The following is a 24,721-nucleotide window of genomic DNA, read 5'->3' as shown; positions in this document are numbered from 1 at the left end:
CGCAATGGTGACGATCAGTGCGTGTGCTGCTATCCTCCCCGTCTCAACGGAAAGGGAAACGGCGATGAAGATGATCGTGGAAATCGAAGCGGAGACTTGGCGCGAGGGCGATTACTTTCACTCGCGGGAGATCAGAAAGCGTTTCAAGGTCGGGCCGGTTTATGTGCCGCGCTTCTTCTTCAAGTGGCTGGCTGGTCGCCTAAATAGAAAGATGAGGCGACTAGAGCGAACCTAGGGTGCGGCGTCGAGCGTCATCGAAAGTCGGGCATTCGATACGATCATAGTCGGGATCGGTGCAAAGCCGCTTCTGCTCGGTGGCGTCAATCGTCCACTTGGTTCGGCCTTCGCGCTGAGGGAAGTCAGCTTCGAAGCCGCAGCGCGGGCATCTAACAGTCACAATCCGGCTCACCCCAGCGCCCTCCCGATCCAGATGACGCGACCGATTACATTGAGAAATCGAAGCGAGCATAATGACAGGCTTGCAATCTCAGCCTGCCCGCGCTTTCATCGCGCCCTGAGATTGAGGGAGGATCAAGATGAAAAGCATAACCGCTATTGCCGCGTCGGCTGCCATGCTTGCGGGTTGCGCGACGAGCCTGGAAATGCCCGTTCTGCCGGAGAATTATACCACCACCACTGGTGATTATGATCAGCAATATGTTGATGAGGTCACCTTCAAATATCCGGCGCCAGAGACCGCAAGCTTCACAGATCGAGTCGCCCGGTGTGGAGTATCAAACCTCTCCATCGACAGCTTTGTCGCAAAAGACACATCGAGGTCGTGGGTGGGCCCTGCGACCGGCAACTACTATGAAGCCGGCAATCGCTCGACAGTTGAGGGTAGTGAGGTCCTCAAATATATATCTGATAGCGAGAACATCGTTGTTCTGTCAGGACGGGAAAACTATGGCCAGGCATCTGGTTGGCAGGCGGCGCTCGCGGATTCCGCTCTATTCGAAAATGAGCTTGATTTCGATGTGGAGGCGGCGCTGAAGGAGGAAAAGTACGTTCTGACCTTTAAGAAGATCGAGCGCGCCTCTCATTCCACAGGGGCCATTGAAAACAGGGGGTTCATGCCCGTGGGAATTTGGAAGGGGTCAAGGGCTGACGAAATCGTTCCTGTCATCGATGATGTCGCAGAACGTCTGAATGACTGCATTCAGTCCTGATCGCCTATAGGCTCAGGATCGATTTCCTAACCCTGCCCAGCACCGAAGGCGACTGATCTTCCCTCACAAAGATAGGCTGGTGAGCATCATTCACTGATACGGGCTCGAACCGCTGTGGGTCGGGCCGGTATCGTTTATATGTGGCGTTTCCATCCTCGTCGGCGATCACATAGCAGGCGTTTGGCACGAGGGCCTTTTCGCGCAGGTTCACAAAGATGATGCTCTCCGGCGGGGAGATGCGGTCCATGGAATCGCCTTGGACACGTAGGGCTATCCACTCACCAGATGCAGATAAATCAGGCGCCGTCACGCGCGGGGCGTCTTCCACCTGGTCGATACTCATCTCCGTAAGCCTGGATGCGCTCACCCAAGAAATTAGAGGCGCGGACACAACGCCGCCGCCGTCAGTGTAGAGCACTTCGGAAACCGGCACCTTCAGGTGTTCAGCTATCTTCTCGGCCACGTCGAGCGGGATCTTCCGCGTCTGCTTTACCCAGCGGCCGACATTCTGCCGACTCGTGTTCAGTGCACGCGCCAGCTCGGCCTGATTAATGCCGCGGCGCTCGATCAGCGCCGTGAGTCCGTTGGGCCATTTGCCTTCAGTATCCATGCGCTCGAAGCTGTCACCAATCAGGCGACGTGACGATATTCCAAATTGGTGACTTGCATCGTCACCAGAATGGTGACATAAGGCGGGTATGACACTCGCTGACTGGCTTACCAAGAACAACCTTTCGGACGCCGACTTCGCGGATCGCATTGGCGTGAGCCGCCAGGCATTGCATCGCTACAAGACCGGCGCACGTCGCCCCCACGCGGATATTCTAACGGAGATTGTCAAGCACACCGGCGGACAGGTTACCGCGAACGACTTCTTCAATTCGAAGAAAGAGCAGGGCGCGCCCGAGGCGGTGCAGCCATGACGCTCGCTTTCTGCATCTCGCTTTACCTCACGATTGGCCTCTTCGACCTGATGGCCAGGAATCTCTGGGTCGGGGTCGATGACCGTGGCGTGGTGCCCGGCCTTCTCCTCATTGGTGTGCTTGTCCCGCTCGCGGCGACGTGGCCGGTCCGGGCCGCCGTCTCCTTCTGGAGGGCGCTCTAGATGCACACGGTCAACTGGATCCTTTCTCTCGTCTTCCTCCCGCCCGCGCCTCTGCCCATGGAGGGCATGCGCGACCTGCGCGCGGGGAGGGCGTATCAATGAACCGTCTTCATGCCTCAGCCCCCACCGGGAAAGGGGAGGTTGGCCGACCCTCACCAGAACAAGGGCGCGATGCCTTGGGCGCCGCCGGTCGCTCAGATAATCGCGTCAATCCCGGCTCAGTTTCCAAGATCCCAGAGCGAAAGCTCCCCGAAAAGCGGCGTCGTGCCGTGCAAGCCAAGAGAGGCGCTTGCCGGTGCATCGTCACGATACCGTGGGGTGTGAGTAGGGGGAGTCCGGCCCCGGCGTACCGGATGCTGCGAGGGCAGAAACCCTCATGCCGTGGCTGCAGCTCGGCTAGGAACGGCGGCAAGGTGAGCGATGCCACTTTCGCCGCAGGTTCTGATCTCAACTCAGTTTCCATTCGCGCACGCAGGCCCTCCGAATGCTGTTGTGCGCGCGCGCCGGGGGAGGCCCGTACCCTCTCCCGGCGCACCCGTCTTCGCGTGTCCAGGCCCGCTGGTTTCTCCGGGCTGACCGCGCGACGGCCGGGAGGGGATTGCGCCCCCTTCCGGCCCACTATTTGCGCCAGCAGGTGCGATGCTCCCCCGCCCAGCCTGCGAAGCGCAAGAGCCGGGCGCCTCAGTCCCCGAGGTGTCCGGCTCGCTATTTCCAAATGCTCTGTCGGCCCTGACGGCCTGCTCAAGGTGCTTCGCAGCAAACTCCAAATGCCTGCGCACCTGCTCGTCCATTCATCGCGCTCCTTCGTGTGTGCCTCGTCCTGTCGAGGTTCAACATGGAGCTAGCGATCATGAAAAGCACGCGAACAAATCCCAACTTGTTGGAAGCGACGATGGAGGCCCGGTGGCGCAAAAAGCAACACCAGCACTGGCCGTCCGCGACCGCTCAGCACAATGACCTGAAAGCCGCCGGCGTCGATGTCTCGCACTCGACCGTCTGCAACTGGCGCGCAGGTCTCATCCCCCACCACTTCACCCTGATGCTCATCGCCGCCGCTGGCTGGCGCAGCATCGTCACCTACGTGCAGGCGCCCGCCATGGAAGCGGGCGAACTCGCGGCACTTGAAAGAGAGATCGATGAGCGAACGAAAGAACTCACCGAGCGCCGTCGAGAGCTTCAAGCGCGCCTTGCTGAAGCTGATCGGCTGGATCGGACCAGGCCCCATTCGCCGGACGTTGAGCCGCTCTGAGCGTCTGCAAGACCGCGCCGAATGGATGCACGGCAAGTTGGAGGATCGGAACGATGAGCGATAGCTTCACATGTCCTGAGTGCCATCAATCGTGGTCGTATTTCGATGTTCGCAAGAAGCGTGATCCGCGCCTGACCAGCTTTCGCACGATTTGCGAGGGCTGCTGTGAACGCATCAAATCTGAGGCGTCTCCATCGGCGCAGAACTTCCACGTCGAGCGCAACCACAAGACCGGCGGCACGTCTGCGCAGGCAGCGCAGGCCGCGGCAAAGAAGGCTGTCCTTAACGACACCCACAGAACGATCTGGAAGGCCATCGCCGAGCGCCCGATGACTGCTGACGAGGTTGCTGAGGTCACCGGCATAAACCTTCTGACGGCCCGCCCCCGCATGTCCGATCTGGTCAGCGCGGGGTGGGCGGAAGCCACGGGAGAGCGTCGGGCGCCATACGAGGGCGCCGCGGAGCGGAACGTGTACCGCGCCGTCACGAAGTCGGAGCAGGGGAGGGCGGCGTAGGATGGGCAAGCGATCAGACTTTCCCCGCATGAAGGCGGACCTTTACATCACGCCAGCGAAGGCTGTGGAGCCGTTGCTGCCTCACCTGCCGTACAACTCTCTGTTCTGGGAACCATGCGCTGGATATGGCGACCTCGTTCGTGCGCTCGAAGCGGGCGGCATGTCCTGTGCGGGCATGTCCGACATCGAGCGACGCATTCCCGATGTAATTAAACAGGACGCACTGAGGGACTGGGGTTCTCCGGTCTGGCGTGAACATTCGATCGATTTCATCATCACGAACCCGCCGTGGACGCGGCAACTGCTGCACGAGATGATTTTGCGGTTCTCGTCGTTCAGGCCGACCTGGCTCCTGTTCGACGCCGACTGGATGCACACCGTTCAGGCGGAACCATACCTCAAGCACTGCCGGAAGATCGTCTCTGTCGGGCGCGTGAAATGGATCGCGGACTCCGAACACACGGGCAAGGATAACGCTGCCTGGTATCTCTTTGACCAGTCGAGCGAAGGCGCTGCCGAGTTCGTCGGGAGGGCCGCCGCATGAGCCTGACACCCCGCCAGAAAGACTGTCTCCTCGCCTTGCAGGCGCACTATGACGCGCATGGCGTGATGCCGAGCATCCGAGAGCTTGCCGACAGGCTCGGATATCCCGGCAAGAAACGCCCGCATGAGATGCTGGTTGCGCTGGAAGAGCGCGGTTTCATTCGCCGGCTGCCCGCCCGCGCCCGCGCCATCGAAATCCTGAAACGCATCCCCTCTGAATCCCCCGCCCGCTGCTGGCGCTGGGACGGTCCCGAACGCGGCCCGCAGATCGGGGATGCGGTCATCATCGAAGCCCGGCCCGAAAGTATACACGCCCCGACCCCGCTTAAGGATGTCTCATGACGATACACACCCTCACCTGGAGAAACCCCGGCACCAAGATCGGTCTCGCCTTCTGCGCGGCCTCTACCTGTCTCGTCATTGCTGCGGCTGTGAAGCTGGTCAACTGGATGTGGGGGATTGGGGCATGAAGGCCGATGACCTCAAGCACCTGGCTGCTCTCTGGCTTCGCGCTCGCAAGCCGGACGCACACATCCTTTTCGAGTTCAGTCTCGCCGAATACGGGGGCGCCCTCATCGACGTCGCCGCGATCTGCGAGGATGAGATCATCGGTGTCGAGATCAAGGGCGATGGAGACTCTGCCTCACGCCTGAAGCTTCAGGGGCAGATGTATCCTCGCGTCTGCCGGACCGTGTATCTTCTGCCGAGCCCCGACCTGCTGAAGTCTTGCCGCACGCACCTGCCGCCCGAGTGGTCGCTTCTCCTCCCGCTTGGCGGTGACGACGACAATGAGTGGCGACTTCTCCAGACCTGTGAAGAGACGGGCATCCAGTACCCGAAAAACGGCAAGGCCATTGATCCCTCGACGCTCGGTCGAGGCGAGGGGCTGGGGCTCTCTCCGGCCGCGCTGGCTGCCATGGTCTGGACCACTGAATACACCCGCCTGAAGATCGCGCTCGATCCTATGATCGGGCTCCCGAGGCGCAAGGCCGACTGCATTCGGTATGTCGCAGAAACCTATCCCCTCCCGAAGATTGAGCGCGCTGTCTGTCAGGTGCTGCGGCAGCGGGATTGGGGCTTCAAGGAAGTGATTAAGCCGATGGCGGCGGGAGCGCTGTCATGAGATTCCGAACACTCCCAATCCCGCCCTCATTGAACAGCATGTTCCCCGGCAAGGCCCGCCGCCACAAGTCGGCGGAATACAAGGCATGGATCGAACATGCCGGCTGGGTGCTGGAGACCGCGCGTATCCCGCCGGTGATCGGCCCCTTCGCCCTGCACATCCGTCTGCCGGTGAAGATGCGCGGAGACATCGACAATCGGGCAAAGGCGATCCTCGACCTGCTCGTGAAGCACGGCGTCACGCCTGACGACTCCAAGACCTGGCGCGTCGTCATCGAACGGCATGGAAGCGTCCGAGACGGCTCCTGCCAGTTCGCCCTTGCCGAAATCGACCCCAACACTGGCGCTGAACGCGCCGAGGAGGCTGCGTGAAACCAACCGAACAGCAAATAGACGATATGGTCGCCGCATTCGAAGATGGAATACTTCCCGGCCTTGTCGAAGAATTTGAGGCTCAGCGGTTAGAAGGGCTTCGCGCCCTGCTGCTCGAATGCGATAGCCCGATCGAATGCAAACTCGCCTATGCATTGGCTGCCCAGCGTGGCAACCTTATGCCTTACGATTGGGTGGCCGGCACAAAGCGGAAGTATTTTGCCGTCCTGCCTGCCAGCCTTCAAATAATTGCTCAATATCCGATTGGGCGGTATCGCGTCGACTTCGCTATCAAGGCTCCGCTATGGAATGGCCCATCGCTCCAAATCGCCATTGAGTGCGACGGGCATGAATTTCACGAACGTACAAAGCAGCAGGCAGCGCGCGACAGATCAAAGGATAGGCTGCTCACCCAGAAAGGGTGGACCGTCCTGCGCTTCACCGGGTCGGAGATTCACAACAAGCCAGCCGAGTGCGCCAAAGACGTTTCGAGGACGGTAGAGACGTTCCTGATCGACGACTGGAGGCGCGCCAATGGCTGAGCTTCCCTACATGCCTTGGTACCCGAGCGACTACGGTGCCGACACAAAGCATCTGACGCTTGAAGAGCACGGCGCTTACCGCCTTCTCCTGGATGAACTCTGGATGCGCGGCGGTGCGATCCGCTTCGATGAAAAGCGGCTCGCGAAGCTGCTCTCAGTCACACCCCATCGCTTCCGTAAAATCTGGACCGGAATAGGAGAGTTTTTCTGCCTCGAAGGCGGCGAAATCCGTCACAAGCGGATCAGTGAAGAACTAGAAAAAGCGCGGAAATCTGTAGAAAAACGCGCCGAAATCGCACGCCAAGCGGCTCAAAAACGATGGAAAAAAGACAAGAAAAACAAAGGCAATGCGATGCCGGAAGCATTGCCGGAGCATTGCCATCCAGAACCAGAAGGTTCTGGTACCCCCCTAAAGGGGGATACCAAGAACCTGCCGCATGAATGCGCGCTTGCCCTGGATGGGCTACGCGCATCAGCGGCTACGGAGCACGCCAAGAACGAAGTGAACGCCCTAGCCAGCAGCGTCTGCGGTTGGGAGGACAAGACCATCTTCGTCACCGGGAAGTATGTGCTCGACCGCTTCACCGAAAGCCTTGCCCGCGAACTTCGCGCCGAGCGCATCACGCTCGCGATCGGCAAGCCCTCGCCAAAGCTCACCGCAATCGAAGGAGGCCGCTCATGATCCGCCGCATCGACTGGCCGGCCTGTCTCGCGACAGCCGCCTACACCGCTTTTCTCATCGCTCTCATGTCAGGAGGACAGTCGCAGTGAAACCGCATGCGAAATCACCCTCATGGGATGCGGTGCTCGCATCCTCACCGCTCAACCGGGAGGCCGCGACCGTTACCAGCGAGAGCCGGGAAGAGCATGGCTTCTGGCGGGAAAATTGTGACCAGTACCACCAGGACGCGCCACATGAGCTGATGAGCGGGGAGCGGCTTGCTGCCAGACAGACAGCGCCGACCTTCTCCGATCTGACCGGGCAGCGATTCAACCGCTTTGTGGTCAGAGGTATCGCCGAGCTTCAGACGAAGCAGAAGGGGAACCCGCTTTGGGCGGTCCGCTGTGATTGCGGGGCCTACACGCTCCGGCGCTCGAAGGCCCTGCGCTGTGGCGACCATGACCGGCAGATGTGCGCGGTCTGCGACCACCTTAATGAGATCCGCCGCGGCAAGGTGCCTGGCATCGACAACTCCAACCGCAAGCGGGCCGAGGTCCGCGAGCAGTTCCGGGAAAGGAAGACATGATGGCTTTCACCGCGACCCAGACCCCAAGAGAGCGGAAGCTCGGAGAGGCGACACAAGCCGCGTCGGCTTATTTCGGTGAGACGATCACAAGCAAGTTCGTACTCGATAAGTCAAAGCGGAAGAACGTTGCCAGGGCCCGCATGTGGTGCATGGCATACATCCGCTGGCGTTTCCCGGAAATGAGCCAACCCCAGACCGCGCGCTTATTCCAGAAGAAGGACCACACGACCGTATGGAACGCCGAGCGCCGGGCGAGGGTGCTGTTCCCTGATGCGATATTCTGCCTTGGGGATGCTGACGAAGTCATAGGACGCATCGAGGCGCTTGGGTTGGGAGGCGCCGATGCCGCTTGACCATGTCCCCGGCTTCACCCTGGACCGCATTCGCCCGCAGCGCCTACGCCGCATGCTGGCCGTCGCGAGAATGCGTCAGGCCAATATGAGCCACAAGCAGATACAAGCCGCTATCGACATCGCCCGCAACACGCTGAGAGCGGACATCAGATGCGTCAACCTGCTCGGCGCCGACGCCATCCGGGAGCAGCTGGAAAAGATCGACGGGCCGGTTCATGAGCCGGACCCTGCGGACAAGCTCCAGGGCACATGCCAGCGCACCATTGTCGTCAGCGGCAGGGCCCGCATCTGCGGAACGCCATGCGATGGCCAGCTCTGCGACGACTGCAAACCCCTGACAGCCCCCATCGGCGGCGCACGCTGGCCGGGCGGGAAGGCTCAATCGAAGACTGGGAGGTTCTAGATGTTCGATGTGAACGACGCCGTGAAATGCATCCGCTGGGAGCGGGGTGCGGAGCCATTGGAGCTTGGGGCCGTCTACCGCGTGAGGCGAGTGTATCCCGAAGGAGCCATCATTACAACGCGAGACGACATTCGGCGAACTGCGAGTGATTGCATATCGATTGGGATCGATAACCACACCCTGAAAGCCTACGGCTGGTCGATAACTGACATCTGGCCCGTGTGGATGTTCCGCAAGATCGAAAAGCTCTCTCCCGACCCCGAAGCCCTCTCCGCCCTCAAATCCCTGACAGTGAAACGGCGTGAGCCAGTGGAGGCGGGATGAGCGACAAGATCGTAGACCTGCATGAAGACGAAGGCCCGAAGATGTCTGGCGGGGAAGTCCCGCACGGCACGAACCGCGTCTGGGCGATGCAGATATTCCGGGGTGAAAAGGTCCATTTCTGGCACCTGCGGGCGACCGGATACAGGCGGCTTTGCGACGGGGCGCTCGCGCCCGCCTTTCTGACAAACGGACAGTCTACGCTCTGGTACGGCGGCAACTTTCCGAAGTGCAAGCGCTGCATGCGCAAGCTGACCAAAGGGGACGCATCATGACCACCTCAACCCTACGGAGGCCCTCATTGGCCAAGAGCGGAACGTCCCGACAGAAGAGCCTTCAGATCGGCGTGTATTTCGCCCGACCGATCGAAGACGAGGAAGAGTTCATCCAGCGCCAGAGAGACGCTGAGGACCATGCCCGCCGGCAGGGAACAGAGGAGAGCCTTGCCGAGGCCCGGCGCCGGGCCCACACCGTCAACGCCTATATGAGCAAGCGCCACATGGATCGGCCAAAGACGGCCCGCGATCCGGTCATGGCGATTGGCAGTCACCGTCTCCGCCTCGCCGCCGAGCGCCTGCGGGATGCATATGAGGGCTTCGAGACCGGCATGTACGAGGCCAGCCACAAGGCGCCGAAAGACCCGCCGGCCGATCCGCTGGAAGCCCTGCCGCCGATCAAGAACCCGCCCAGTCCGCCGGACCCCATCAATCGCTGGCACAAGGCCAAGCGTGTCTGGAAGACGAACAAGGACGGCGAGCTGGTCAAGATGGAGGCCCCGCCGACCTTCCCGCCGAAGCGTCCGAAGCGCGGCAAGTTCTCCGGCAATGACCGCATGGCCGAACTGGTCTCGAAGCTCGCCATCCGCGAGCGCAAGCACCGTGAGGCCGTGGAGCTGTGGCTGTCGGCCGTGGAGCCCTTCGAGACCGCCCTGATGCGCTGCATCGTGCGGGACGTCATCGTCTTCCGCATGCCGTATCGTGAGGCCGCCCTGAAGGCCGGATACAAGAGTGGCGGCGGACGCAACAACCAGGCCATGCGCACTCAGGTCGAGATTGCCATGAAGGCCGCAGCAGATTATCTTGGAGTGTAGGAGGATAGCATGCGTATCGTGGACCGAGAGACATTCCTGAATCTGCCAGCTGGCACCGTCTTCATGAAGTTTCCCGACCAGCCCGAAGATGGCAGCTATTTCGCTTTAGACGGCGACGGCGAAGTGCAGATCAAATGGCGCACCAGCTCCGGTGTCGATTTCGTCTGCCAGAACCTTGTCCCGTTTCCCGAGGGGTGGCACGATGACGGAGACGTTTCCGCCAACCAGATTGCCATGCTACGCGGCGAAGAGGGTAAGCCCGCCGACTATGATTGCGCTGGTCGCGACGGCCTCTTCGATCAGGATCAACTCTTCCTTGTCTGGGATACAGATTCACACCAAAAGCTGATAGACTTGCTTCAGCGAGCGCTGGATATGCAACTTACCGAGAGCGAGCCTGCCGCACCATGACCCGCATCCAGTCCCGCCTCCGCCTGCTGACGGCTATGCCGAGGAAGAAGCCGCGCGCGCCAGTCCGCGATAGCGCCACACTGGATGATATCGCAGAGAACCTGCGCCGGCTGCCAGAGATGATGCGCAAGCATGGCTACACCTCCTCGGTGAGAGACTTTCCGTTCAGGGCCATCAGCGACGACGAGGCCAAGATAGCGCAGGAAAGCAACCAGTGGCTCCGCGACGAAATCAAGAAACTGGAGTTCGGCACGAAGACACCGCACCGCCCATATCTGGTGCCCGCCGACAGGTAATCCACAACCTCTAGCCATTTACCATATTGACCCCGCGTACCAAATCACATAGTCAAAACCTAGTTTTCGAAAATAGCGACCGCAGCCCATCGGCTTGCGGTCGTTTTCGTATCTGCGGCGGCGCGCGCAGTAACGCGGAAGCTACCGTTCAAATAGGGCTGGTAATTCGGCCTCCCCGCGTCCCGTAGACCCCTTTCACCGCCCGGCCCCGAACCGGATAGGTCAAACCATGAAACAGACCAAGACCCTCCGCGTCCGCGTCAAGGACAACCACTCTGCCCAGCTTCGCCGCATGGCGCGGTCGGTCAACCTTGTCTGGAACTACGTCAACGAACTGAGTGAGCGCAGTATCCGCGAGCGCGATGTGTTCCTGTCGGCCTTTGATCTGCAGAAGTACGTGCAGGGCGTAAACCAGGAACTTGGCCTGCACAGCCACACGCCCGTTCAGGTCTGCAAGGAATACGCGACCCGCAGGAAGCAGTTCAAAAGGCGCCGCCTCGCGTGGCGCAAGTCCTATGGTGCGCGCCGCTCTCTTGGCTGGGTGCCGATCAATACGGGCATGGCTCAGTGGAAGAATGGCGGCGTCTACCACAACGGCACCGTGTTCAAGGTCTGGGATAGCTGGGGCTTGGCCGACTACAAGTTTCGTTCGTCATCGTTCAGCGAGGATGCGCGCGGGCTCTGGTACTTCAACGTCGTGGTCGAGTTCGAGGCCCGCCCGTCCGAAGGCGCGGCGTCCGTCGGCATAGACCTCGGGTGCAAGGACGCCGCAACGGTGAGCGATGGCACCAAGGAAACGGGGCGCTGGTATCGCGGGATCGAGACCGATCTTGCGACGGCCCAGCGCGCCCGCAAGAAGAAGCGGGTTGCGGCCATCCACGCGAAGGCCGCGAACCGCAGGAAAGACGCGATGCACAAGCTGTCGCGCAAACTGGTCGATGCGAATGCCGCCATCTTTGTCGGCAACGTATCCTCAAAGGCCATGTCTCAGACCCGCAACGCCAAGTCTGCGCTCGACGCTGGCTGGGGGATGCTCAAGACGATGCTGTCATACAAATGCGATCACGCAGGCATCGTTTTCGAAGAGGTCAACGAGGCTTTCACCACCCAGCGTTGCTCGTGCTGTGGGGTTATTCCCGACAGCAGTCCGAAAGGTATGGGCGCGCTTGGAATAAGGGAATGGGAATGCGGATCATGCGGGGCGGTCCACGACCGCGATGTGAACGCCGCCCGCAACATTCTCGCGCTCGGGCATGAGCGTCTCGCAGGAGGAATGCCCGTCCTTTAGGGCGGGTAGGATGTCAAGCGACCGTGGCTTCATACGCCGGACTGTAAACCTGAAGCTGAAACCGTCCAAGGGCCAGCACTCACAAACCAACACCAAAGGGTGAAACCTTAGCGTTTCTCGATATGAGCCATGGCAGCACCGGCAGGAAACCGTTTCTGGGAAGCCCGCAGCTCCCATGGGCGAAAGCCAATCTTCGAGAGCCCGGATGATCTATGGGGCGCCTGCGTCGAATATTTCGAGTGGGTCGAAGAAAACCCGCTCTATGGGGTCGATGTCGTAAAGTTCGAGGGCAGCGCCCACGATCACCCCGTCCCCAAGATGCGCGCCATGACCATCGCGGGCCTCTGCAACTTCCTTGATATCGCTCAAGTCACATGGGCTGAATACCGCACGCGCTCCGAAGATTTTACTTTGGTCACATCGCGAGTGGATTCCATTATCCGCCAGCAGAAGTTCGAAGGCGCTGCCGCCGACCTGCTGAACCCGCGCATCATCGCCCGTGACCTTGGCCTTGCCGAGAAGCATGAACACAGCGGCCCGAATGGCGGTCCGATGCAGACGGTGAACAAGTCCATGTCGGCGAAGGAAGCAGCGGAGGCCTATCAGGACTCCCTGAACCATGGCGAAGGATGAGGCCGAGTGGCCGGTTCCAAACGGTCTTGCTGAAGGAGAGTGGCCGCCTGATCCTGTCCCGGTGTACGGATGGAGGCAGCGCCAGCTATCCCGGCTGAGGGCCGACCCGGTTCTCGCTTTCGGCGCCAAGGAATATTACCGCACCCGCCCAGTCGAGTTCATCAATCACTGGGTCGACACCTACGACCCGCGGAACGCAGGCACCGACCTGCCGGCGCGTTTGCCGCTGCAGCTCTTTCCCCGGCAGGTCGACCTGGTCGGCTTCTTCATGGCCTGCCTGAAAGGCGAGACCGGGGGGCTGGTCGAGAAGTGCCGGGACATGGGCGCGACCTGGGTGGCCGTCGCTTTCTCGGTCTGGCTCTGGCTGTTCTGGGATGGCGCCGCCGTCGGCTGGGGGTCTCGAAAGGAAATCCTGGTCGACAAGATCGGCGATCCTGACAGCATCTTCCAGAAGATCAGAATGGTGATCCGGGGGCTGCCCCGCGAGTTCTGGCCGGATGGGTTCAATCCCGACGAGCACATGTCCTACATGAAGGTGATCAACCCGGATTCAGGGGCGACAATCACCGGCGAGGCGGGCGACAATATCGGACGCGGCGGCCGCAAGCTCATCTACTTCAAGGATGAGAGCGCCCACTATGAGCGCCCTGAACTGATCGAGGCGGCACTTGGGGATAACACGCGGGTGCCGATCGACATCTCTTCGGTCAATGGTATCGGCAACGTCTTCTACCGGCGCCGGGAAGCTGGCCATGAATGGCAGACCGGCAAGCCTGCGCTGAAGGGTGCGACGAACGTCTTCATCATGGACTGGCGCGACCACCCGGCCAAGGATCAGGCCTGGTATGACCGCCGGAAAAAACAGGCTCAGGACGAGGGGCTTCTGCACACCTTCGCCCAGGAGGTTGACCGCGATTACGCCGCTGCCGTGGAAGGCATCGTGATCCCCGCTGATTGGGTGAAGGCGGCAATCGACGCACACATCAAGCTCGGCATCGAGGTCACCGGCCCGCACATCGGCGCGCTCGACGTGGCCGACGGCGGTATCGATACGAACGCGACCATCTGGCGGCATGGCATCCTGCTCAGCGCTTCGGACACATGGTCTGAACGCGATACGGGGGTCACAACACGCAAGGCTATCGCAGCGGCCCCGCCGGAAGGTGGAGCGCTTCAATACGACTCCATCGGGGTCGGTGCCGGCGTGAAGGCGGAAGCCAACCGGCTTGCTGAGAACGGCGACATGCCGAAGGGGCTCAACCTTGTGCCATGGAATGCCGGGGCAAAGGTTCTGGATCCTGATGGCCATGTGGAGCCAAGGGACCGCAACAGCCCGCTCTGGAAGGACTTCGCCGCCAATCTCAAGGCTCAGGCCTGGTGGCTCGCACGCCGCCGCTTCGAAAAGACATACCGGGCCATCCATGAGCCCGGCTTCACATGGGAGCCCGACGAGCTTGTCTCGATATCGAGCGACCTCCCGCATCTACACACGCTGGTCAAGGAATTGAGCCAGCCGACCATGGGGCAGAGCGCCAACATGAAGCTGATCATCAACAAGACCCCTGACGGCACGCGCTCGCCGAACCTCGCGGACGGCGCGATCATGTGCCTGCATCCGATTCCGCCGAAGTCCAAATACACGCTGGACAATCTGTGATGGGCGCTATGACCTTCATAGGCGACCGGCTCGCCAACGTCCTTTCCGGCCTCGGCGGGCTGCGCGACAAGACTGCGGCCAACAGCTGGGGCTTTGCCGAACTATCCCGTGAGCAACTGTCGAACGCCTATCGCGGCGACGGCCTGTCTCGCAAGGTCGTCGATGCGCCAGCCTTCGACATGGTGCGCGAGTGGCGTGCCTGGCAGGCCGACAGTGACCAGATCGAGGCCATCGAGAAGGAAGAGACCCGTCTCAATATCCGGGGCAAGGTCAAGCAGGCGCAGATCCTTGCGCGGCTATACGGCGGCGCCGGCATCGTCATGGGTGTGGGCGCCGACGACCCGATGGAGCCGCTGGACCCGGAGCGTGTCGGCAAGGATGATTTGCGCTGGGCGCACGTCATGCACCGGCATGAGCTTGTTGCCTCGACACTTCGCACTGATCCGGAAGGAGAATGGTTCCGCGAGCCTGAATACTATCAGTGGACAACGGATTCGGGCATCCTGTACCGCGTTCACCCCTCCCGCGTCGTCCGCTTCACGGGCAATGAGTGTCCGGACTATCAGTTTTCCCCGCATGGCTGGGGCGACAGCATTCTTCAGTCGGTCAATGAAGCATTGCAGAATGCAGGCGCTGCGATCTCCGGCATTGCGTCCCTCGTCCAGGAGGCGAAGGTCGACGTGTTCAAGGTGCCGGGTCTCATGGAGAACCTGGCCACGAAGGAATATTCCAGCCGGCTCGTCCAGCGCTTCGAGACGGCCAACGCCATCAAGTCGATTGTCAACGGGCTGATCCTCGACGCCGAGGAAGAATATGAACAGAAGCAGATCAGCTTCTCCAACCTGCCCGAGATCATCCGCGAGTACTTGCAGATCGTCTCCGGCGTGTCCGATATTCCGGCGACCCGGCTGCTTGGTCAGGCGCCCGGCGGGCTGAACAGCGACGGCGAAAGCGCGCTTCGCAACTATTACGACCGCATCCGCGCCGAACAGACGCTCACGCTTGGCCCGACACTCTCGCGGCTGGATGAGGTTCTGATCCGCTCGGCGCTCGGCTCTCGAGACGAGGCGATCTGGTACAAGTGGAATCCGCTTTGGCAGCTTGATGATGACCAGCGCGTCAAAATAGAGAAAGACCGCTCAGAGACTGTATCCAAGCTTTCGGCTACCGGCCTTATCCCGTCCGCGGTTCTGGCTAAGGCGGTGCGGAACGTGCTGATAGAGTCAGGAGAGTGGCCCGGCATCGAGGCGGCTTATGAAGAGTTCGGCGAGGAAAGCCCGGACTTCGACCCGAATGCCGGCGATCCAAACAATCCGGACCCTGACGCGCCGGTTGATCCAGACGACCCGGAAGCGGACCCGACGCAGACGGCCGATGCGGAGCCCCGCACGCTGTATGTGCATCGGAAGGTACTGAACGCTGGCGAGATCGTGAAGTGGGCGAAAGAGCAGGGCTTCGAGAAGCCGCTCGCCGCCGACGACATGCATGTAACGATTATGCACTCCAAGACGCCGGTAGACTGGATGAAGGCGTCCGACACCTTCCTTCAGGAGCGCGACGGCAAGCTGATTGTTCCGGCTGGCGGACCTCGTATCGTCGAGCCTCTTGGCGACAAGGGCGCCGTTGTCCTGCACTTCGCATCGTCGGAACTGTCCTGGCGCCACGAAGACATCAAACGCAAGACTGGCGCGGAATGGAGCTTCCCGTCCTTCGAGCCTCACATCTCGATCGTCTATGAGGGCGCGGGCGACATGGACTTGTCGAAGGTCAAGCCGTTCACCGGCAGGATTGAGCTTGGTCCGGAAATCTTCGAGGAGTTCGTCGATAGCTGGCGCCCCAACACGAAGGACGCGCTCCCCCGTGACGCACGCGGGCGCTTCGTCAAACGGTCATGAGTTTCGATTTAGCCGAGCTGGCCCGGCAGGAGGGCCTGCGAAAGAACCGCGTGCTTCGCGGCATCGAGATCACGGACACGCTGAAGCGGGACTTGTACCGCATCGTGGTCCGTCCGGTGCGAGCATGGGAACGGCAGGTCATCGACCGGATTCGCCCGGCCTATGGTCAGGCTATATCCACGCTGACGCAGGACGACGAAAGCGACGACCTTGCTGAGGCGATCAAGATAGCGGAGGCGCAAGCGGCCGGTGCAACTGTCTCAGTCGAGGCAGATGTGCGCGGCTGGGTGAGAGACGCCCTCCGTTGGCATGAGCAACGCTGGGCCGATGCGGTGAAGGCCGGGACGGGCATTGATGTCTTCCCCTTCATCGACCGTAAGGAAAACGCGGCCCGTGTGAAGGCCTTCCAGAACCAGATTGCCAACCTGGTTAAGGACGTGGACGCGAAGACGAAGAAGGAAATCGCGGACATTGTCTGGCGCGGGTTCACAGAGGGCACGCCCCGCCGGGAGATCGCTAAGGAACTGACAAGCCGTCTCGCCATCGCGCGGCGTCGCGCAAACACCATCGCCGTCGACCAGGCCCAGAAGCTCAATGGGGAACTCACCCGGATTCGCATGTCGGAAGCCGGGGTGACAGCGTACCGTTGGAGACATAGTCAGAAGCGCCGCTATCGGCCGAAGCACAAGGCACGAGACGGGCGGATCTACAAGCTGGGTGAACCCGCAGGCGATCAGCCGGGTATGGCCATCTATTGCTTCCCGTCAGGGCAGCCAGTCAGCATCCACGACGATGTACTTAAAATCTGGCGCCGTTGGCACAGCGGCCATCTGACCGAGTTCATTACGGAAGCGGGCGAAAGAGTAAGTTGTACAGCGAACCACCCGATTCTCACGAACACCGGCTGGAAGCCGGCTGAGGCGCTGAATGTCGGCGACTATATCGCTCAGCCGAGCGTCAGCCGCCTCCATGCAAGCGACGTGTACATAGAACAGCGAGAGCCCTCGATCGGCGAGATATTTGCAGCGGGCGAGGCCATTCTCGGATCGGTATCGACCAACGGGAGAAGTGGAGACTTCCACGGCGACATTATTGCTGACGAGGATATCGACGTTGTAGATGCCGACGGCGGCTTGCGGCGTGAACTCACAGCCTGCATCAGCCAGGGCGTTGCAGAGCATGTCTTCGAACATGCCCACGCGGCTCTCGTTGACTTCGAACGTGTGGGCGCGTTTGAGGCGCTGCCGCATTGGGCGCTTAGTACCCGTCAGAGCCGCGTGGGCTGCCTCCGTTTGCTTGAATCGCTCTTCTGGCGTCATGCGATCCCAAACGATGCGCCCGGCCTCAGCTGCGCCTCTGATTGGTATGCCATTGCGCTTAAGCATTTCGGTGATGGTCTTGCGGATGGGGCCAAGGCGCTCGCTGAGAGATTTGACGGACTCGCCGGCAAGGTAACAGCGGATCGCTTCCGCCTCATCGTACTGTATGCTGTTAGCAGGGCGGCGGCCGAGGCGGCTGATCCGATATCCGCGCCTGGAGCGGAGGTGCTTGGACAGGCAATCGGGATGGAACCCGACCATGGCGCCAATCGACTTGAGAGTTTCGCCGGCGTCGAGCTTCGATATAGCAAAGTCGAGGTCTGCTTCAGTCGGGCTTGGGAGGGGCATGTGTACAATTTCCAAACTGCTTCAGGTTGGTACATAGCAGGAACAACCGGGGTTGGGAATTGCGGCTGTGTCTCCGAGCCGGTCATCGACGTGGAAGGAAGCCTATGAAGATCGAAAACGTGACAGCGCTCCTGATGGAGGCGCTTGAGGCCCAGTGCTCGGAGGGCGAGGCCCCACGCCTGATGATGGTGGAGACAGACGATATGTCCGCAGTCTCGCTGGAAGGCAGCTTCGATGTCCGGGCGATTGCAGCGCGTGTGGCTCAAGGCTTGCCGCGCGAGCCTATCTTCACGGCCTCGGAGGCCGGCAGCGTCCAGTTCGACGGCAAGGGCGGGCTGACCATCAATATCGCGCCGGGCGCGCTGGGGAAGATCGGGTGATATGATGAATTGGCTATTGGTTGGTGATGGCGGTACGCCAGAGCGCTTCGAGCTTTGCGGTGTCGTTAAGGCGATGGAGGTGGAAAATAGCGATGGACGTTTGACGATTGACGCAACCATCAAGGTTGAGCCGCACGTCACGCCCGCGCGGGACAACATGGTCTTCCGCTTCCTTGGTGATGACACCAACTTTCAAGCACAGGGGACGATCACTTACCGCAAGGCTTTGCCCGGCGGGTTTGTTCATTGCCGGATGAACGTTTCGACTTGTGTTAGACTGGACGGCGGCGGCGATCCTCCACAGCATCGCTTGAAGCGCGACGCTGCATGATCGGCGCATTCCGGGGCAAAGCAATTTCCATCCTCGGAGGCGGCCCCAGCATCAACGATCTCGATATCCGAACCCTCGGCTCTGACCCCGTGATCGCGGTCAACAATGCGGGCCTCGATGTCTTCCCCGATGCTGATGTTCTGTTTGTCATGGATCGGCGCTGGTTCGACTGGAACCGGGAGCGCCTGCACCTGAACCGGAGCAAATGGCGGGTCATCCGACAGTTTCAGGAGCCGCGCGGCTGGGAGCTGCCGTGGCCTGTCACGGAGCTACAGCACGACAAGTTCGGCACGCTGAGCGAACAGCCACATAAACTCGCAGGGGCATGTGGCGGAGCAATGGCGCTGAACCTCGCCTATCTCATGGGGGCCGACCGCATCATCCTGCACGGCTTCGACATGCGGCCGGGCAACTACCACGACGACCACCGCGTGAAGACGCCGGTCAATATGTACGAGACCACCTTCATTCCCTCGCTGGAAGCCATGGCGGCGCGGCTGGGTGATCGGGTGTCGGTGTTCAACGCTACGCCGGACTCTGCCCTGAAGTGCTTCCCGTGTCTGGAGACTCACCCGCAATGAGCATCCACCCCGACGCGTTTATCCACCCGAAAGCACTCGTGGAAGGGGCGACGGTCGGGGCGCGCACGCGCATCTGGCAATTTGCTTCTGTGATCCGTGGCGCTGTGATCGGGGCAGACTGCTCTATCGCCAGCGGGGCCTGTATCGACGGATCAACGGTCGGTGACGAGACGGTCATCGCGCATAATCTGGCCGCTGGTCCCGGCTTTCAAATCGGGAGCCGGGTCTTCATCGGCCCGAATGTCACGCTTTGCAACGATGGCTGGCCACGCGCCGGGAAGAACGGGTTCAATGTGTCGGCCTACAAGGATCGCCCGGCCATCATTATCGAGCCTGATGCGAGCATCGGCGCGAATAGCGTCATCCTTCCCGGCGTCCGCATCGGTGTCGGGGCCATGATTGGCGCCGGGTCGGTTGTGTCCAAGGATGTGCCTGCCTGCCATGTCTGGATGAAGCACGGAGAAATGCGGCCGATCACGATGGAAGATGAAATCTGCCGTCAGAACAGGCGGGTTCGCTTTGCGGCCTGATCTCGTCGTCGCCACGCTGCTTTGGGATAGCAACCAGAACAGCAAGAGCTTCAGCCAGGCCTATGACGAAAGCTGGGCCGAAAAGCTCTATCGCGGCTTCGCCCGAAACCTGACTGCACCCTTCGAGTTCATCTGCTTCACCGACCGGGAGCGCGACTTCGAGGAGCCGATCACGCAAAGGCTCATGACCAACCGGACGCCGGGATATGGCGACTGCATCGAACCCTACCGGCTGAACCGGCCCATGATCCTCGTCGGGCTGGATACCATCGTCACCGGCAATTGTGATGCTCTGGCGGAATACTGCTTCACCGCAGAGCGCATTGCCGTGCCGCTTGATCCGTACTGGCCCTCTCGGGTGTGCAACGGGGTGGCCTTGGTCCCTGCCGGGCATGCCTACGTCTATGACCGCTGGCGCGGGCAGAACGACATGGAATGGATACGCCGGCAGAACCCGGACGTTCTGGACACGCTCTTTCCGGGGCAGGTGCTGAGCTACAAGTGCCACGTCAAGCCGGACGGGCTGGGGGATGGGCGGATCGTATATTTCCACGGCGAGTCCAAGCCGCACGAACTCGATGAGAGCTGGATCGCCCAGCACTGGAGATAATCCATGACAACCGAAGCGCTGCGGGCTGACCCCGGACCCTTGCGTGGTCTCAAGCTCGATAAACCAGGGCCGTTACAGGAAATAGGAGGCCCCCATGTGGGTTGATCTGCTTCAGTCAGCGACATTCGTGATATTCGCGGGCAGCTGCTTGCTTCTCACCTTGACGATTCTGCGGGACCGCAACGAGAGGTGGGAGAACGACAGGCGCATGAGCCAGCTCGTCTCCGAACTGGGGCGGAAGATCAAGGAATTGAAGTGAAGCCCCGAACGGGGCCGAACGCAAAACCATAGCCGCGAAGGGCTCTTAAATGATCATTCGAGACAGCGTGACGCTTGATGCCTCCGGCCTCAAGATGACCAAGGACGGCTACCTGATCGGTGACGCCAAGGTCAGCCGGGCCGGGAACGTCCAGCAATATTACGGGGCCGAACTTGGTCTCACCGGCGACGACGCCACAAAGATGTTCGGTGTGTACCGCGACCCTGACACGGTGTTCGATGAGCAGAGCATGCTCTCGCTTGCCGGTCGTCCAGTGACGCGGGGCCACCCCGAGTCCGCCGTCACCGCCGATAACTGGAAAGAGCTATCAAAGGGCCAGGTTGGCGGCACGATCAAGCGCGACGGCGAGCATGTTGTCGCGCCCATGGCGATCATGGACGCGACCGCAGCGAAGGAGGTAGCTGACGGCGCCCGCTCGCTGTCGGCAGGCTACACGGTGCAGGTCGTCGCTGACGAGGGCGTCGCCCCGGACGGAACGCCATACCAGTACCGGCAGGCCAGCCCGTTGCGCTTCAATCACGTTGCTTATCTGCCCGACAACAACCCTCGGGCTGGGAATACCCGTATCGGAGACGATGCGGGGGACGGCGGGAAAGACCGCTCAATTTGGGGGCCGCGTGCCTCCGTTGTGGAAGACCACGAAAGAAAGGACTCGGTCATGACCGACAAGACCACTCAAATTGTCAGGGACGGGCTGCCGGTCAATGTGCCGGAAGCTGCTGCCCCGATCATCCAGAAGATGTTCGCCGACGCTGATAAGGCGCTGGCGGACAGCAAGGCTGCGCTCGAAAAGGCGCAAGCCGACCTGAAGGCCAAGGACACCGAACTCGGCAAGAAAGACGCCGAGATCGAGGATCTGAAGTCGAAGCAGTTCGACGACGCGAAGCTCGACCAGATGGTCGCCGATCGCGCGGATATCGTCGCCAAGGTGAAGGCCATCGCGCCGAGCCTGAAGACGGATAACGTCTCGAATGCGGACCTGAAGAAGCAGGCCGTTGCCGCCAAGCTCGGTGACGAGAAGGTGAAAGACAAGTCCGACGACTATGTCGCCGGTCTGTTCGACCACCTCACCGCCGACGCGAAACCTCGCAATCCTCTGTCTGATGGCATCCAAGATTCGAAAGTCGTCGATCTCTCCGACTGGGGTGATGACGTGTTTGCCCGTGCGGGCGTCAACGCCAAGAAGGGAGCATAACCCATGGCACTTACCGAAGGCGCTCGTAACGCGCAATTCCTCGTCTCGGAAGCGAACAACTATCGCTCTCGTGGCACCGCCACGGTTGTTGTCCCGGCGAACACCACGCTCGCGGCCGGCACCATCCTCGGTTACGACACGTCTGCCGAGAAGTACGTCAATCCGGACTTCAGCTTCGCCTCTGGTGATCTGGAGAACCAGGCGCTTCTCTACGAGACGCTCGTGAACGACAGCGGATCGGCCGTCGATCGCGTTGTCACCCTGATCGAGCGTGATGCCGAAGTCGTTGGCGCTCATCTCACCTATGTGGATGGAGCCGACGACGCAGCCAAGGCAACCGCCAACGCGGCGCTTGCCACCAAGGGCATCATCGTCCGCTAGCACCACTATTGGCCCGCTGAGAAGCGCGTCTTTCCCATAGAAGGATACTTTCATCATGGCATCCATGGATGTGTTCAACAGCTCTGCGTTCAGCATGACTTCGCTGACCGGCGCTGTTGAGAAAACCGACTACAAACCGCAACTGCTCGGTGAGCTGGGCATCTTCGAAGACATGCCGGTTCGCACCCGCACCGTCTTCGTGGACGAGCGCGAGGGCACACTCTCGCTGATCCCGTCCTCTCCGACCGGCGCTCCGCCGGAAGAACTGGTCAAGGACAACCGCAGCGCGGTTCCGCTGAAGACCACGCGCCTCGCCAAGGGCTTCACGCTCTATGCCGAGGAAGTGCAGGGTATTCGCGGCTTCGGGTCCGAAACCGAGTTGATGCAGGTGCAGGCTGAATACCTGCGTCGCATGTCCCGCGTCCGCGACGACATGGAACTCACCCACGAGTACCATCGTCTCGGTGCGCTCCAAGGCAAGCTGCTTGATGCTGACGGCACTACGGTGATCTACGACTACTTCTCCGAGTTCGGCGTCAGCGAAGCCGCAGCCATCGACTTCGCGCTCACCACGAGCACGACGAAGGTTCGCGAAAAGTGTCAGGCGGTCACCCGCGCCATGGCCCGGTCCTCGAAGGGTGCATTCACGTCTCAGACGAGCGTGCATGCACTCGTCGGTGACACGTTCTACGACAATCTGATCTCGCATCCGACTGTCGAGAAGACCTACCAGAACTGGGCGGCAGCCGAAGACCTGCGTTCGAACAAGGCGTTCAGCGCATTCACCTTTGGCGGCATCACCTGGCACAACTATCGCGGCACCGACGACAATTCGACGGTTGCGGTGGCTGCCAACGAAGCGAAGTTCTTCCCGGTCGGGGCGAGCGGCGTCTTCAAGAAGGCGATGGCGCCGGCTGAGTTCGGCCCGTACGTCAACACGCTGGGCCAGGACATCTACGCGATCAACGTTCTTGACCGCGATCGTCAGGCTTGGACCCGTGGCGAACAGTACAGCTACCCGCTGTACTTCTGCCAGCGTCCGGGCGTGCTGCGCAAGGCTGTCGGCAACACCTAAGCCGAATATCGGGGCGGGGGCCTTAGCGCCCCCGTTTCTCATTTCAGGAGACTCCCCATGAAATACGAGATCGAGAACAACTCCCCGTTCGGCAAGGCCTTCAAGGTTTTTGGCGGAACGGAAGTCGTCAAGCGCGGCGAGACGAAGACCGTCGATTGCGAATACGAGTTCGCCCCGGAACAAGTCGAGGCTTTCGCGCGCGACGATGTGATCATAACGCCAGCGAAGGACTCCAAGTCCGGCGGCAAGTCCGCATCGAAGGACAGCGGAAGCACCAAGACTTCCGGCAATGGTGGCCAGCCCAAGTCCGACACCAAGAAAGACGGCGAGGAAGAATAGGCCATGGCCTACACGCCCGCCGATGCCGACACATTCAAGGCGCGTTTCCCGGCCTTTGCGACTGTCGATGATGCTGTCATCGAAGACGCACTGGACCGGGCGCGCCGGGTGGTCGACTCCTCGTGGATGGCTGACGATCGGCAGGAAGCCGAGAGCCTGCACGCCGCCCATGAGCTCACCATGGACGGCCTCGGCGCGACCCGTGAGGCACAGCTTCAAGGCTTTCGCCGGCTGAAGCTCGGCTCGCTCGAACTGGAGCGCGAAAGCAGCGGCTCAGCATCGTCGAGCACCTACAACCTCACCACCTACGGCAAGCGGTTTCTCGCGATCCTCAAGAGAAATCACCCTGCTGTGATCGCACTCGGAGGGTCGCGCTGATGTCCGGACTTCTCGGCGGCGATCTTCAGGAAGTCTTCGGAAGCGTCTTCGCCCCGCTCCTGCTGGATGCGACCATCACGAAGGTGACGCTCACAGATGACGGCTATGGCGGCTTCACCGAAACCGAGCAGACCGCCGCCGCAAAGGGCATGGTCGAAGCCTACAGCGCCTATACCCGTGCGCAGGCCAACATCCCGAGCACCGATGTGAAGCTGATCATCCTGCAGAAGGATGTGGCGATCTCGCCGGACCTCGACAGCAAGATCACGATCCGGGGGCAGGATTACTCCATTCAGGCCATCGAGGAAGACCCGGCGCAGGCCGCATGGACCATCCAGGGCAGGCCGACCAATGGCTAAGTTCAAGGGCGTCAACCGCCACCGCAAGCACCTGAAGCAGATGCGCGGGCGCGAGCTCGTCAACGAGCTTGGCAAGCGCGTCTTCATCGCCGCCGATCAGGTGCGGGCTGAGGCGCATGTCCTGATTGCGCGCGGCTCGGTCCAGGGCGCGGGGCATGTGCCGTCCAAACCGGGCGAGCCTCCCAATCTCGATACCGGGCTTCTCACCTCGAAGACGACAGCCCGCCGGACAGCGCCGCTCAAGGCGGTTGCGGAGTCCGCGGCGCCCTACAGTGTCGTGTTGGAGTACGGCGGAAGCAAGGTAGAGGAACGACCGTTTATGAGGCCCGCCGCCAACAAGGTACGCGCGCAATACACAGTCAACATCCGCGCGGGCGTGAACCGCGTGAACAGGAAAGGATAGC

At 61.1% G+C, this 24,721-nt stretch carries 40 protein-coding genes; 39 read left to right on the top strand and 1 reads right to left on the bottom strand.

Features of this window, described 5'->3' with window-relative positions:
- Positions 1–64: 64 nt before the first annotated feature.
- A complete protein-coding gene (locus tag B8784_RS21615; RefSeq protein WP_158085672.1) occupies positions 65–235 on the top strand; it encodes a hypothetical protein in 171 nt (56 codons plus the stop codon).
- Between the two features lie 301 nt (positions 236–536).
- Entirely contained in the window at positions 537–1,169 is a 633-nt protein-coding gene (locus B8784_RS12640; RefSeq protein ID WP_084398314.1) for a hypothetical protein, read from the top strand.
- A gap of 4 nt (positions 1,170–1,173) precedes the next feature.
- Here the strand turns inward: B8784_RS12640 and B8784_RS12635 are convergent, their stop codons facing one another.
- Positions 1,174–1,779 carry a LexA family protein gene (locus B8784_RS12635; RefSeq protein ID WP_158085671.1) on the bottom strand — a complete coding sequence of 202 codons (606 nt, stop codon included), beginning with the start codon at positions 1,777–1,779 and terminating at the stop codon, positions 1,174–1,176.
- A gap of 88 nt (positions 1,780–1,867) precedes the next feature.
- Here B8784_RS12635 and B8784_RS12630 point away from each other — a divergent pair, with 88 nt between their 5' ends.
- From B8784_RS12630 to B8784_RS12460, 37 genes are all read left to right on the top strand, one after another.
- A complete protein-coding gene (locus B8784_RS12630; protein ID WP_084398358.1) occupies positions 1,868–2,092 on the top strand; it encodes a helix-turn-helix domain-containing protein in 225 nt (74 codons plus the stop codon).
- On the top strand, positions 2,089–2,274 hold the full coding sequence (locus tag B8784_RS12625; protein ID WP_084398312.1) for a hypothetical protein: 186 nt from the start codon (positions 2,089–2,091) through the stop codon (positions 2,272–2,274). Before B8784_RS12630 ends, B8784_RS12625 begins: the two co-directional genes overlap by 4 nt.
- 850 nt (positions 2,275–3,124) lie before the next feature.
- Positions 3,125–3,523, top strand: a complete 399-nt coding sequence (locus B8784_RS12620; protein WP_143435466.1) for a hypothetical protein — start codon at positions 3,125–3,127, stop codon at positions 3,521–3,523.
- 53 nt (positions 3,524–3,576) lie between these two features.
- Complete coding sequence (locus tag B8784_RS12615; protein ID WP_084398310.1) at positions 3,577–4,038, top strand: winged helix-turn-helix domain-containing protein; 462 nt, start codon at positions 3,577–3,579, stop codon at positions 4,036–4,038.
- 1 nt (position 4,039) lies between these two features.
- Entirely contained in the window at positions 4,040–4,582 is a 543-nt protein-coding gene (locus B8784_RS12610; RefSeq protein WP_084398309.1) for a TRM11 family methyltransferase, read from the top strand.
- Positions 4,579–4,923, top strand: coding sequence for a LexA family protein (locus tag B8784_RS12605; RefSeq protein WP_084398308.1), 345 nt, complete (start codon positions 4,579–4,581; stop codon positions 4,921–4,923). Before B8784_RS12610 ends, B8784_RS12605 begins: the two co-directional genes overlap by 4 nt.
- A complete protein-coding gene (locus B8784_RS22075; RefSeq protein ID WP_267889986.1) occupies positions 4,920–5,051 on the top strand; it encodes a hypothetical protein in 132 nt (43 codons plus the stop codon). Before B8784_RS12605 ends, B8784_RS22075 begins: the two co-directional genes overlap by 4 nt.
- Entirely contained in the window at positions 5,048–5,704 is a 657-nt protein-coding gene (locus B8784_RS12600) for a hypothetical protein (protein ID WP_084398307.1), read from the top strand. The genes B8784_RS22075 and B8784_RS12600 overlap by 4 nt, the downstream gene beginning before the upstream one ends.
- Positions 5,701–6,075, top strand: coding sequence for a RusA family crossover junction endodeoxyribonuclease (locus B8784_RS12595; RefSeq protein ID WP_084398306.1), 375 nt, complete (start codon positions 5,701–5,703; stop codon positions 6,073–6,075). Before B8784_RS12600 ends, B8784_RS12595 begins: the two co-directional genes overlap by 4 nt.
- Positions 6,072–6,617: an endonuclease domain-containing protein gene (locus B8784_RS12590; protein WP_084398305.1), complete on the top strand. Its 546-nt coding sequence runs from the start codon at positions 6,072–6,074 to the stop codon at positions 6,615–6,617. Before B8784_RS12595 ends, B8784_RS12590 begins: the two co-directional genes overlap by 4 nt.
- Positions 6,610–7,299, top strand: a complete 690-nt coding sequence (locus B8784_RS12585; RefSeq protein WP_084398304.1) for a YdaU family protein — start codon at positions 6,610–6,612, stop codon at positions 7,297–7,299. The genes B8784_RS12590 and B8784_RS12585 overlap by 8 nt, the downstream gene beginning before the upstream one ends.
- Before the next feature lie 85 nt (positions 7,300–7,384).
- A complete protein-coding gene (locus tag B8784_RS12580) occupies positions 7,385–7,864 on the top strand; it encodes a hypothetical protein (RefSeq protein ID WP_084398303.1) in 480 nt (159 codons plus the stop codon).
- The gene (locus B8784_RS12575) at positions 7,861–8,217 is read left to right on the top strand and encodes a helix-turn-helix domain-containing protein (protein WP_084398302.1); all 357 of its coding nucleotides are present in this window, start codon (positions 7,861–7,863) and stop codon (positions 8,215–8,217) included. The genes B8784_RS12580 and B8784_RS12575 overlap by 4 nt, the downstream gene beginning before the upstream one ends.
- Positions 8,207–8,620, top strand: a complete 414-nt coding sequence (locus B8784_RS12570) for a hypothetical protein (protein WP_084398301.1) — start codon at positions 8,207–8,209, stop codon at positions 8,618–8,620. Before B8784_RS12575 ends, B8784_RS12570 begins: the two co-directional genes overlap by 11 nt.
- Complete coding sequence (locus tag B8784_RS12565) at positions 8,621–8,944, top strand: hypothetical protein (RefSeq protein ID WP_084398300.1); 324 nt, start codon at positions 8,621–8,623, stop codon at positions 8,942–8,944.
- Positions 8,941–9,216 (top strand): hypothetical protein, encoded by a 276-nt coding sequence (locus B8784_RS12560; RefSeq protein ID WP_084398299.1) that lies wholly within the window; start codon positions 8,941–8,943, stop codon positions 9,214–9,216. Before B8784_RS12565 ends, B8784_RS12560 begins: the two co-directional genes overlap by 4 nt.
- 26 nt (positions 9,217–9,242) lie before the next feature.
- Positions 9,243–10,031, top strand: a complete 789-nt coding sequence (locus B8784_RS12555) for a hypothetical protein (protein ID WP_084398298.1) — start codon at positions 9,243–9,245, stop codon at positions 10,029–10,031.
- Between the two features lie 9 nt (positions 10,032–10,040).
- A complete protein-coding gene (locus B8784_RS12550; protein WP_084398297.1) occupies positions 10,041–10,442 on the top strand; it encodes a hypothetical protein in 402 nt (133 codons plus the stop codon).
- Positions 10,439–10,738: a hypothetical protein gene (locus tag B8784_RS12545; RefSeq protein WP_084398296.1), complete on the top strand. Its 300-nt coding sequence runs from the start codon at positions 10,439–10,441 to the stop codon at positions 10,736–10,738. Before B8784_RS12550 ends, B8784_RS12545 begins: the two co-directional genes overlap by 4 nt.
- Positions 10,739–10,967: 229 nt before the next feature.
- Positions 10,968–12,026: an RNA-guided endonuclease InsQ/TnpB family protein gene (locus B8784_RS12540; protein WP_084398295.1), complete on the top strand. Its 1,059-nt coding sequence runs from the start codon at positions 10,968–10,970 to the stop codon at positions 12,024–12,026.
- A gap of 129 nt (positions 12,027–12,155) precedes the next feature.
- Entirely contained in the window at positions 12,156–12,659 is a 504-nt protein-coding gene (locus B8784_RS12535) for a DNA-packaging protein (protein ID WP_084398294.1), read from the top strand.
- A complete protein-coding gene (locus tag B8784_RS12530) occupies positions 12,646–14,316 on the top strand; it encodes a hypothetical protein (RefSeq protein ID WP_084398293.1) in 1,671 nt (556 codons plus the stop codon). Before B8784_RS12535 ends, B8784_RS12530 begins: the two co-directional genes overlap by 14 nt.
- Positions 14,316–16,211, top strand: coding sequence for a phage portal protein (locus tag B8784_RS12525; protein WP_084398292.1), 1,896 nt, complete (start codon positions 14,316–14,318; stop codon positions 16,209–16,211). Before B8784_RS12530 ends, B8784_RS12525 begins: the two co-directional genes overlap by 1 nt.
- Positions 16,208–17,986, top strand: coding sequence for a phage minor head protein (locus B8784_RS12520; protein ID WP_084398291.1), 1,779 nt, complete (start codon positions 16,208–16,210; stop codon positions 17,984–17,986). The genes B8784_RS12525 and B8784_RS12520 overlap by 4 nt, the downstream gene beginning before the upstream one ends.
- Complete coding sequence (locus tag B8784_RS12515; protein ID WP_084398290.1) at positions 17,983–18,258, top strand: hypothetical protein; 276 nt, start codon at positions 17,983–17,985, stop codon at positions 18,256–18,258. The genes B8784_RS12520 and B8784_RS12515 overlap by 4 nt, the downstream gene beginning before the upstream one ends.
- 1 nt (position 18,259) lies before the next feature.
- Entirely contained in the window at positions 18,260–18,589 is a 330-nt protein-coding gene (locus B8784_RS12510; RefSeq protein WP_084398289.1) for a hypothetical protein, read from the top strand.
- Complete coding sequence (locus B8784_RS12505) at positions 18,586–19,170, top strand: motility associated factor glycosyltransferase family protein (protein WP_084398288.1); 585 nt, start codon at positions 18,586–18,588, stop codon at positions 19,168–19,170. Before B8784_RS12510 ends, B8784_RS12505 begins: the two co-directional genes overlap by 4 nt.
- Positions 19,167–19,700: a DapH/DapD/GlmU-related protein gene (locus tag B8784_RS12500; RefSeq protein WP_084398287.1), complete on the top strand. Its 534-nt coding sequence runs from the start codon at positions 19,167–19,169 to the stop codon at positions 19,698–19,700. Before B8784_RS12505 ends, B8784_RS12500 begins: the two co-directional genes overlap by 4 nt.
- The gene (locus B8784_RS12495) at positions 19,657–20,310 is read left to right on the top strand and encodes a hypothetical protein (RefSeq protein ID WP_084398286.1); all 654 of its coding nucleotides are present in this window, start codon (positions 19,657–19,659) and stop codon (positions 20,308–20,310) included. Before B8784_RS12500 ends, B8784_RS12495 begins: the two co-directional genes overlap by 44 nt.
- Before the next feature lie 94 nt (positions 20,311–20,404).
- Positions 20,405–20,569: a hypothetical protein gene (locus B8784_RS21610; RefSeq protein ID WP_158085670.1), complete on the top strand. Its 165-nt coding sequence runs from the start codon at positions 20,405–20,407 to the stop codon at positions 20,567–20,569.
- A 67-nt stretch (positions 20,570–20,636) separates the two neighbouring features.
- Positions 20,637–21,785 carry a DUF2213 domain-containing protein gene (locus tag B8784_RS12490; protein ID WP_233356113.1) on the top strand — a complete coding sequence of 383 codons (1,149 nt, stop codon included), beginning with the start codon at positions 20,637–20,639 and terminating at the stop codon, positions 21,783–21,785.
- 3 nt (positions 21,786–21,788) lie between these two features.
- The gene (locus B8784_RS12485) at positions 21,789–22,166 is read left to right on the top strand and encodes a head decoration protein (protein ID WP_084398284.1); all 378 of its coding nucleotides are present in this window, start codon (positions 21,789–21,791) and stop codon (positions 22,164–22,166) included.
- Between the two features lie 55 nt (positions 22,167–22,221).
- Positions 22,222–23,241 (top strand): major capsid protein, encoded by a 1,020-nt coding sequence (locus tag B8784_RS12480; RefSeq protein WP_084398283.1) that lies wholly within the window; start codon positions 22,222–22,224, stop codon positions 23,239–23,241.
- A 57-nt stretch (positions 23,242–23,298) separates the two neighbouring features.
- Positions 23,299–23,580, top strand: a complete 282-nt coding sequence (locus tag B8784_RS12475; RefSeq protein ID WP_084398282.1) for a hypothetical protein — start codon at positions 23,299–23,301, stop codon at positions 23,578–23,580.
- Positions 23,581–23,583: 3 nt separating this feature from the next.
- Entirely contained in the window at positions 23,584–23,958 is a 375-nt protein-coding gene (locus B8784_RS12470) for a DUF4054 domain-containing protein (RefSeq protein WP_084398281.1), read from the top strand.
- The gene (locus B8784_RS12465; protein ID WP_084398280.1) at positions 23,958–24,317 is read left to right on the top strand and encodes a head-tail adaptor protein; all 360 of its coding nucleotides are present in this window, start codon (positions 23,958–23,960) and stop codon (positions 24,315–24,317) included. Before B8784_RS12470 ends, B8784_RS12465 begins: the two co-directional genes overlap by 1 nt.
- Positions 24,310–24,720: a hypothetical protein gene (locus B8784_RS12460; protein ID WP_084398279.1), complete on the top strand. Its 411-nt coding sequence runs from the start codon at positions 24,310–24,312 to the stop codon at positions 24,718–24,720. The genes B8784_RS12465 and B8784_RS12460 overlap by 8 nt, the downstream gene beginning before the upstream one ends.
- Position 24,721 lies beyond the last annotated feature (1 nt).

Origin of the sequence: Henriciella aquimarina (genome assembly GCF_002088975.1) — a bacterium.
GTDB lineage: Bacteria > Pseudomonadota > Alphaproteobacteria > Caulobacterales > Hyphomonadaceae > Henriciella > Henriciella aquimarina.
This window is presented reverse-complemented; position numbering and strand designations above follow the sequence as displayed.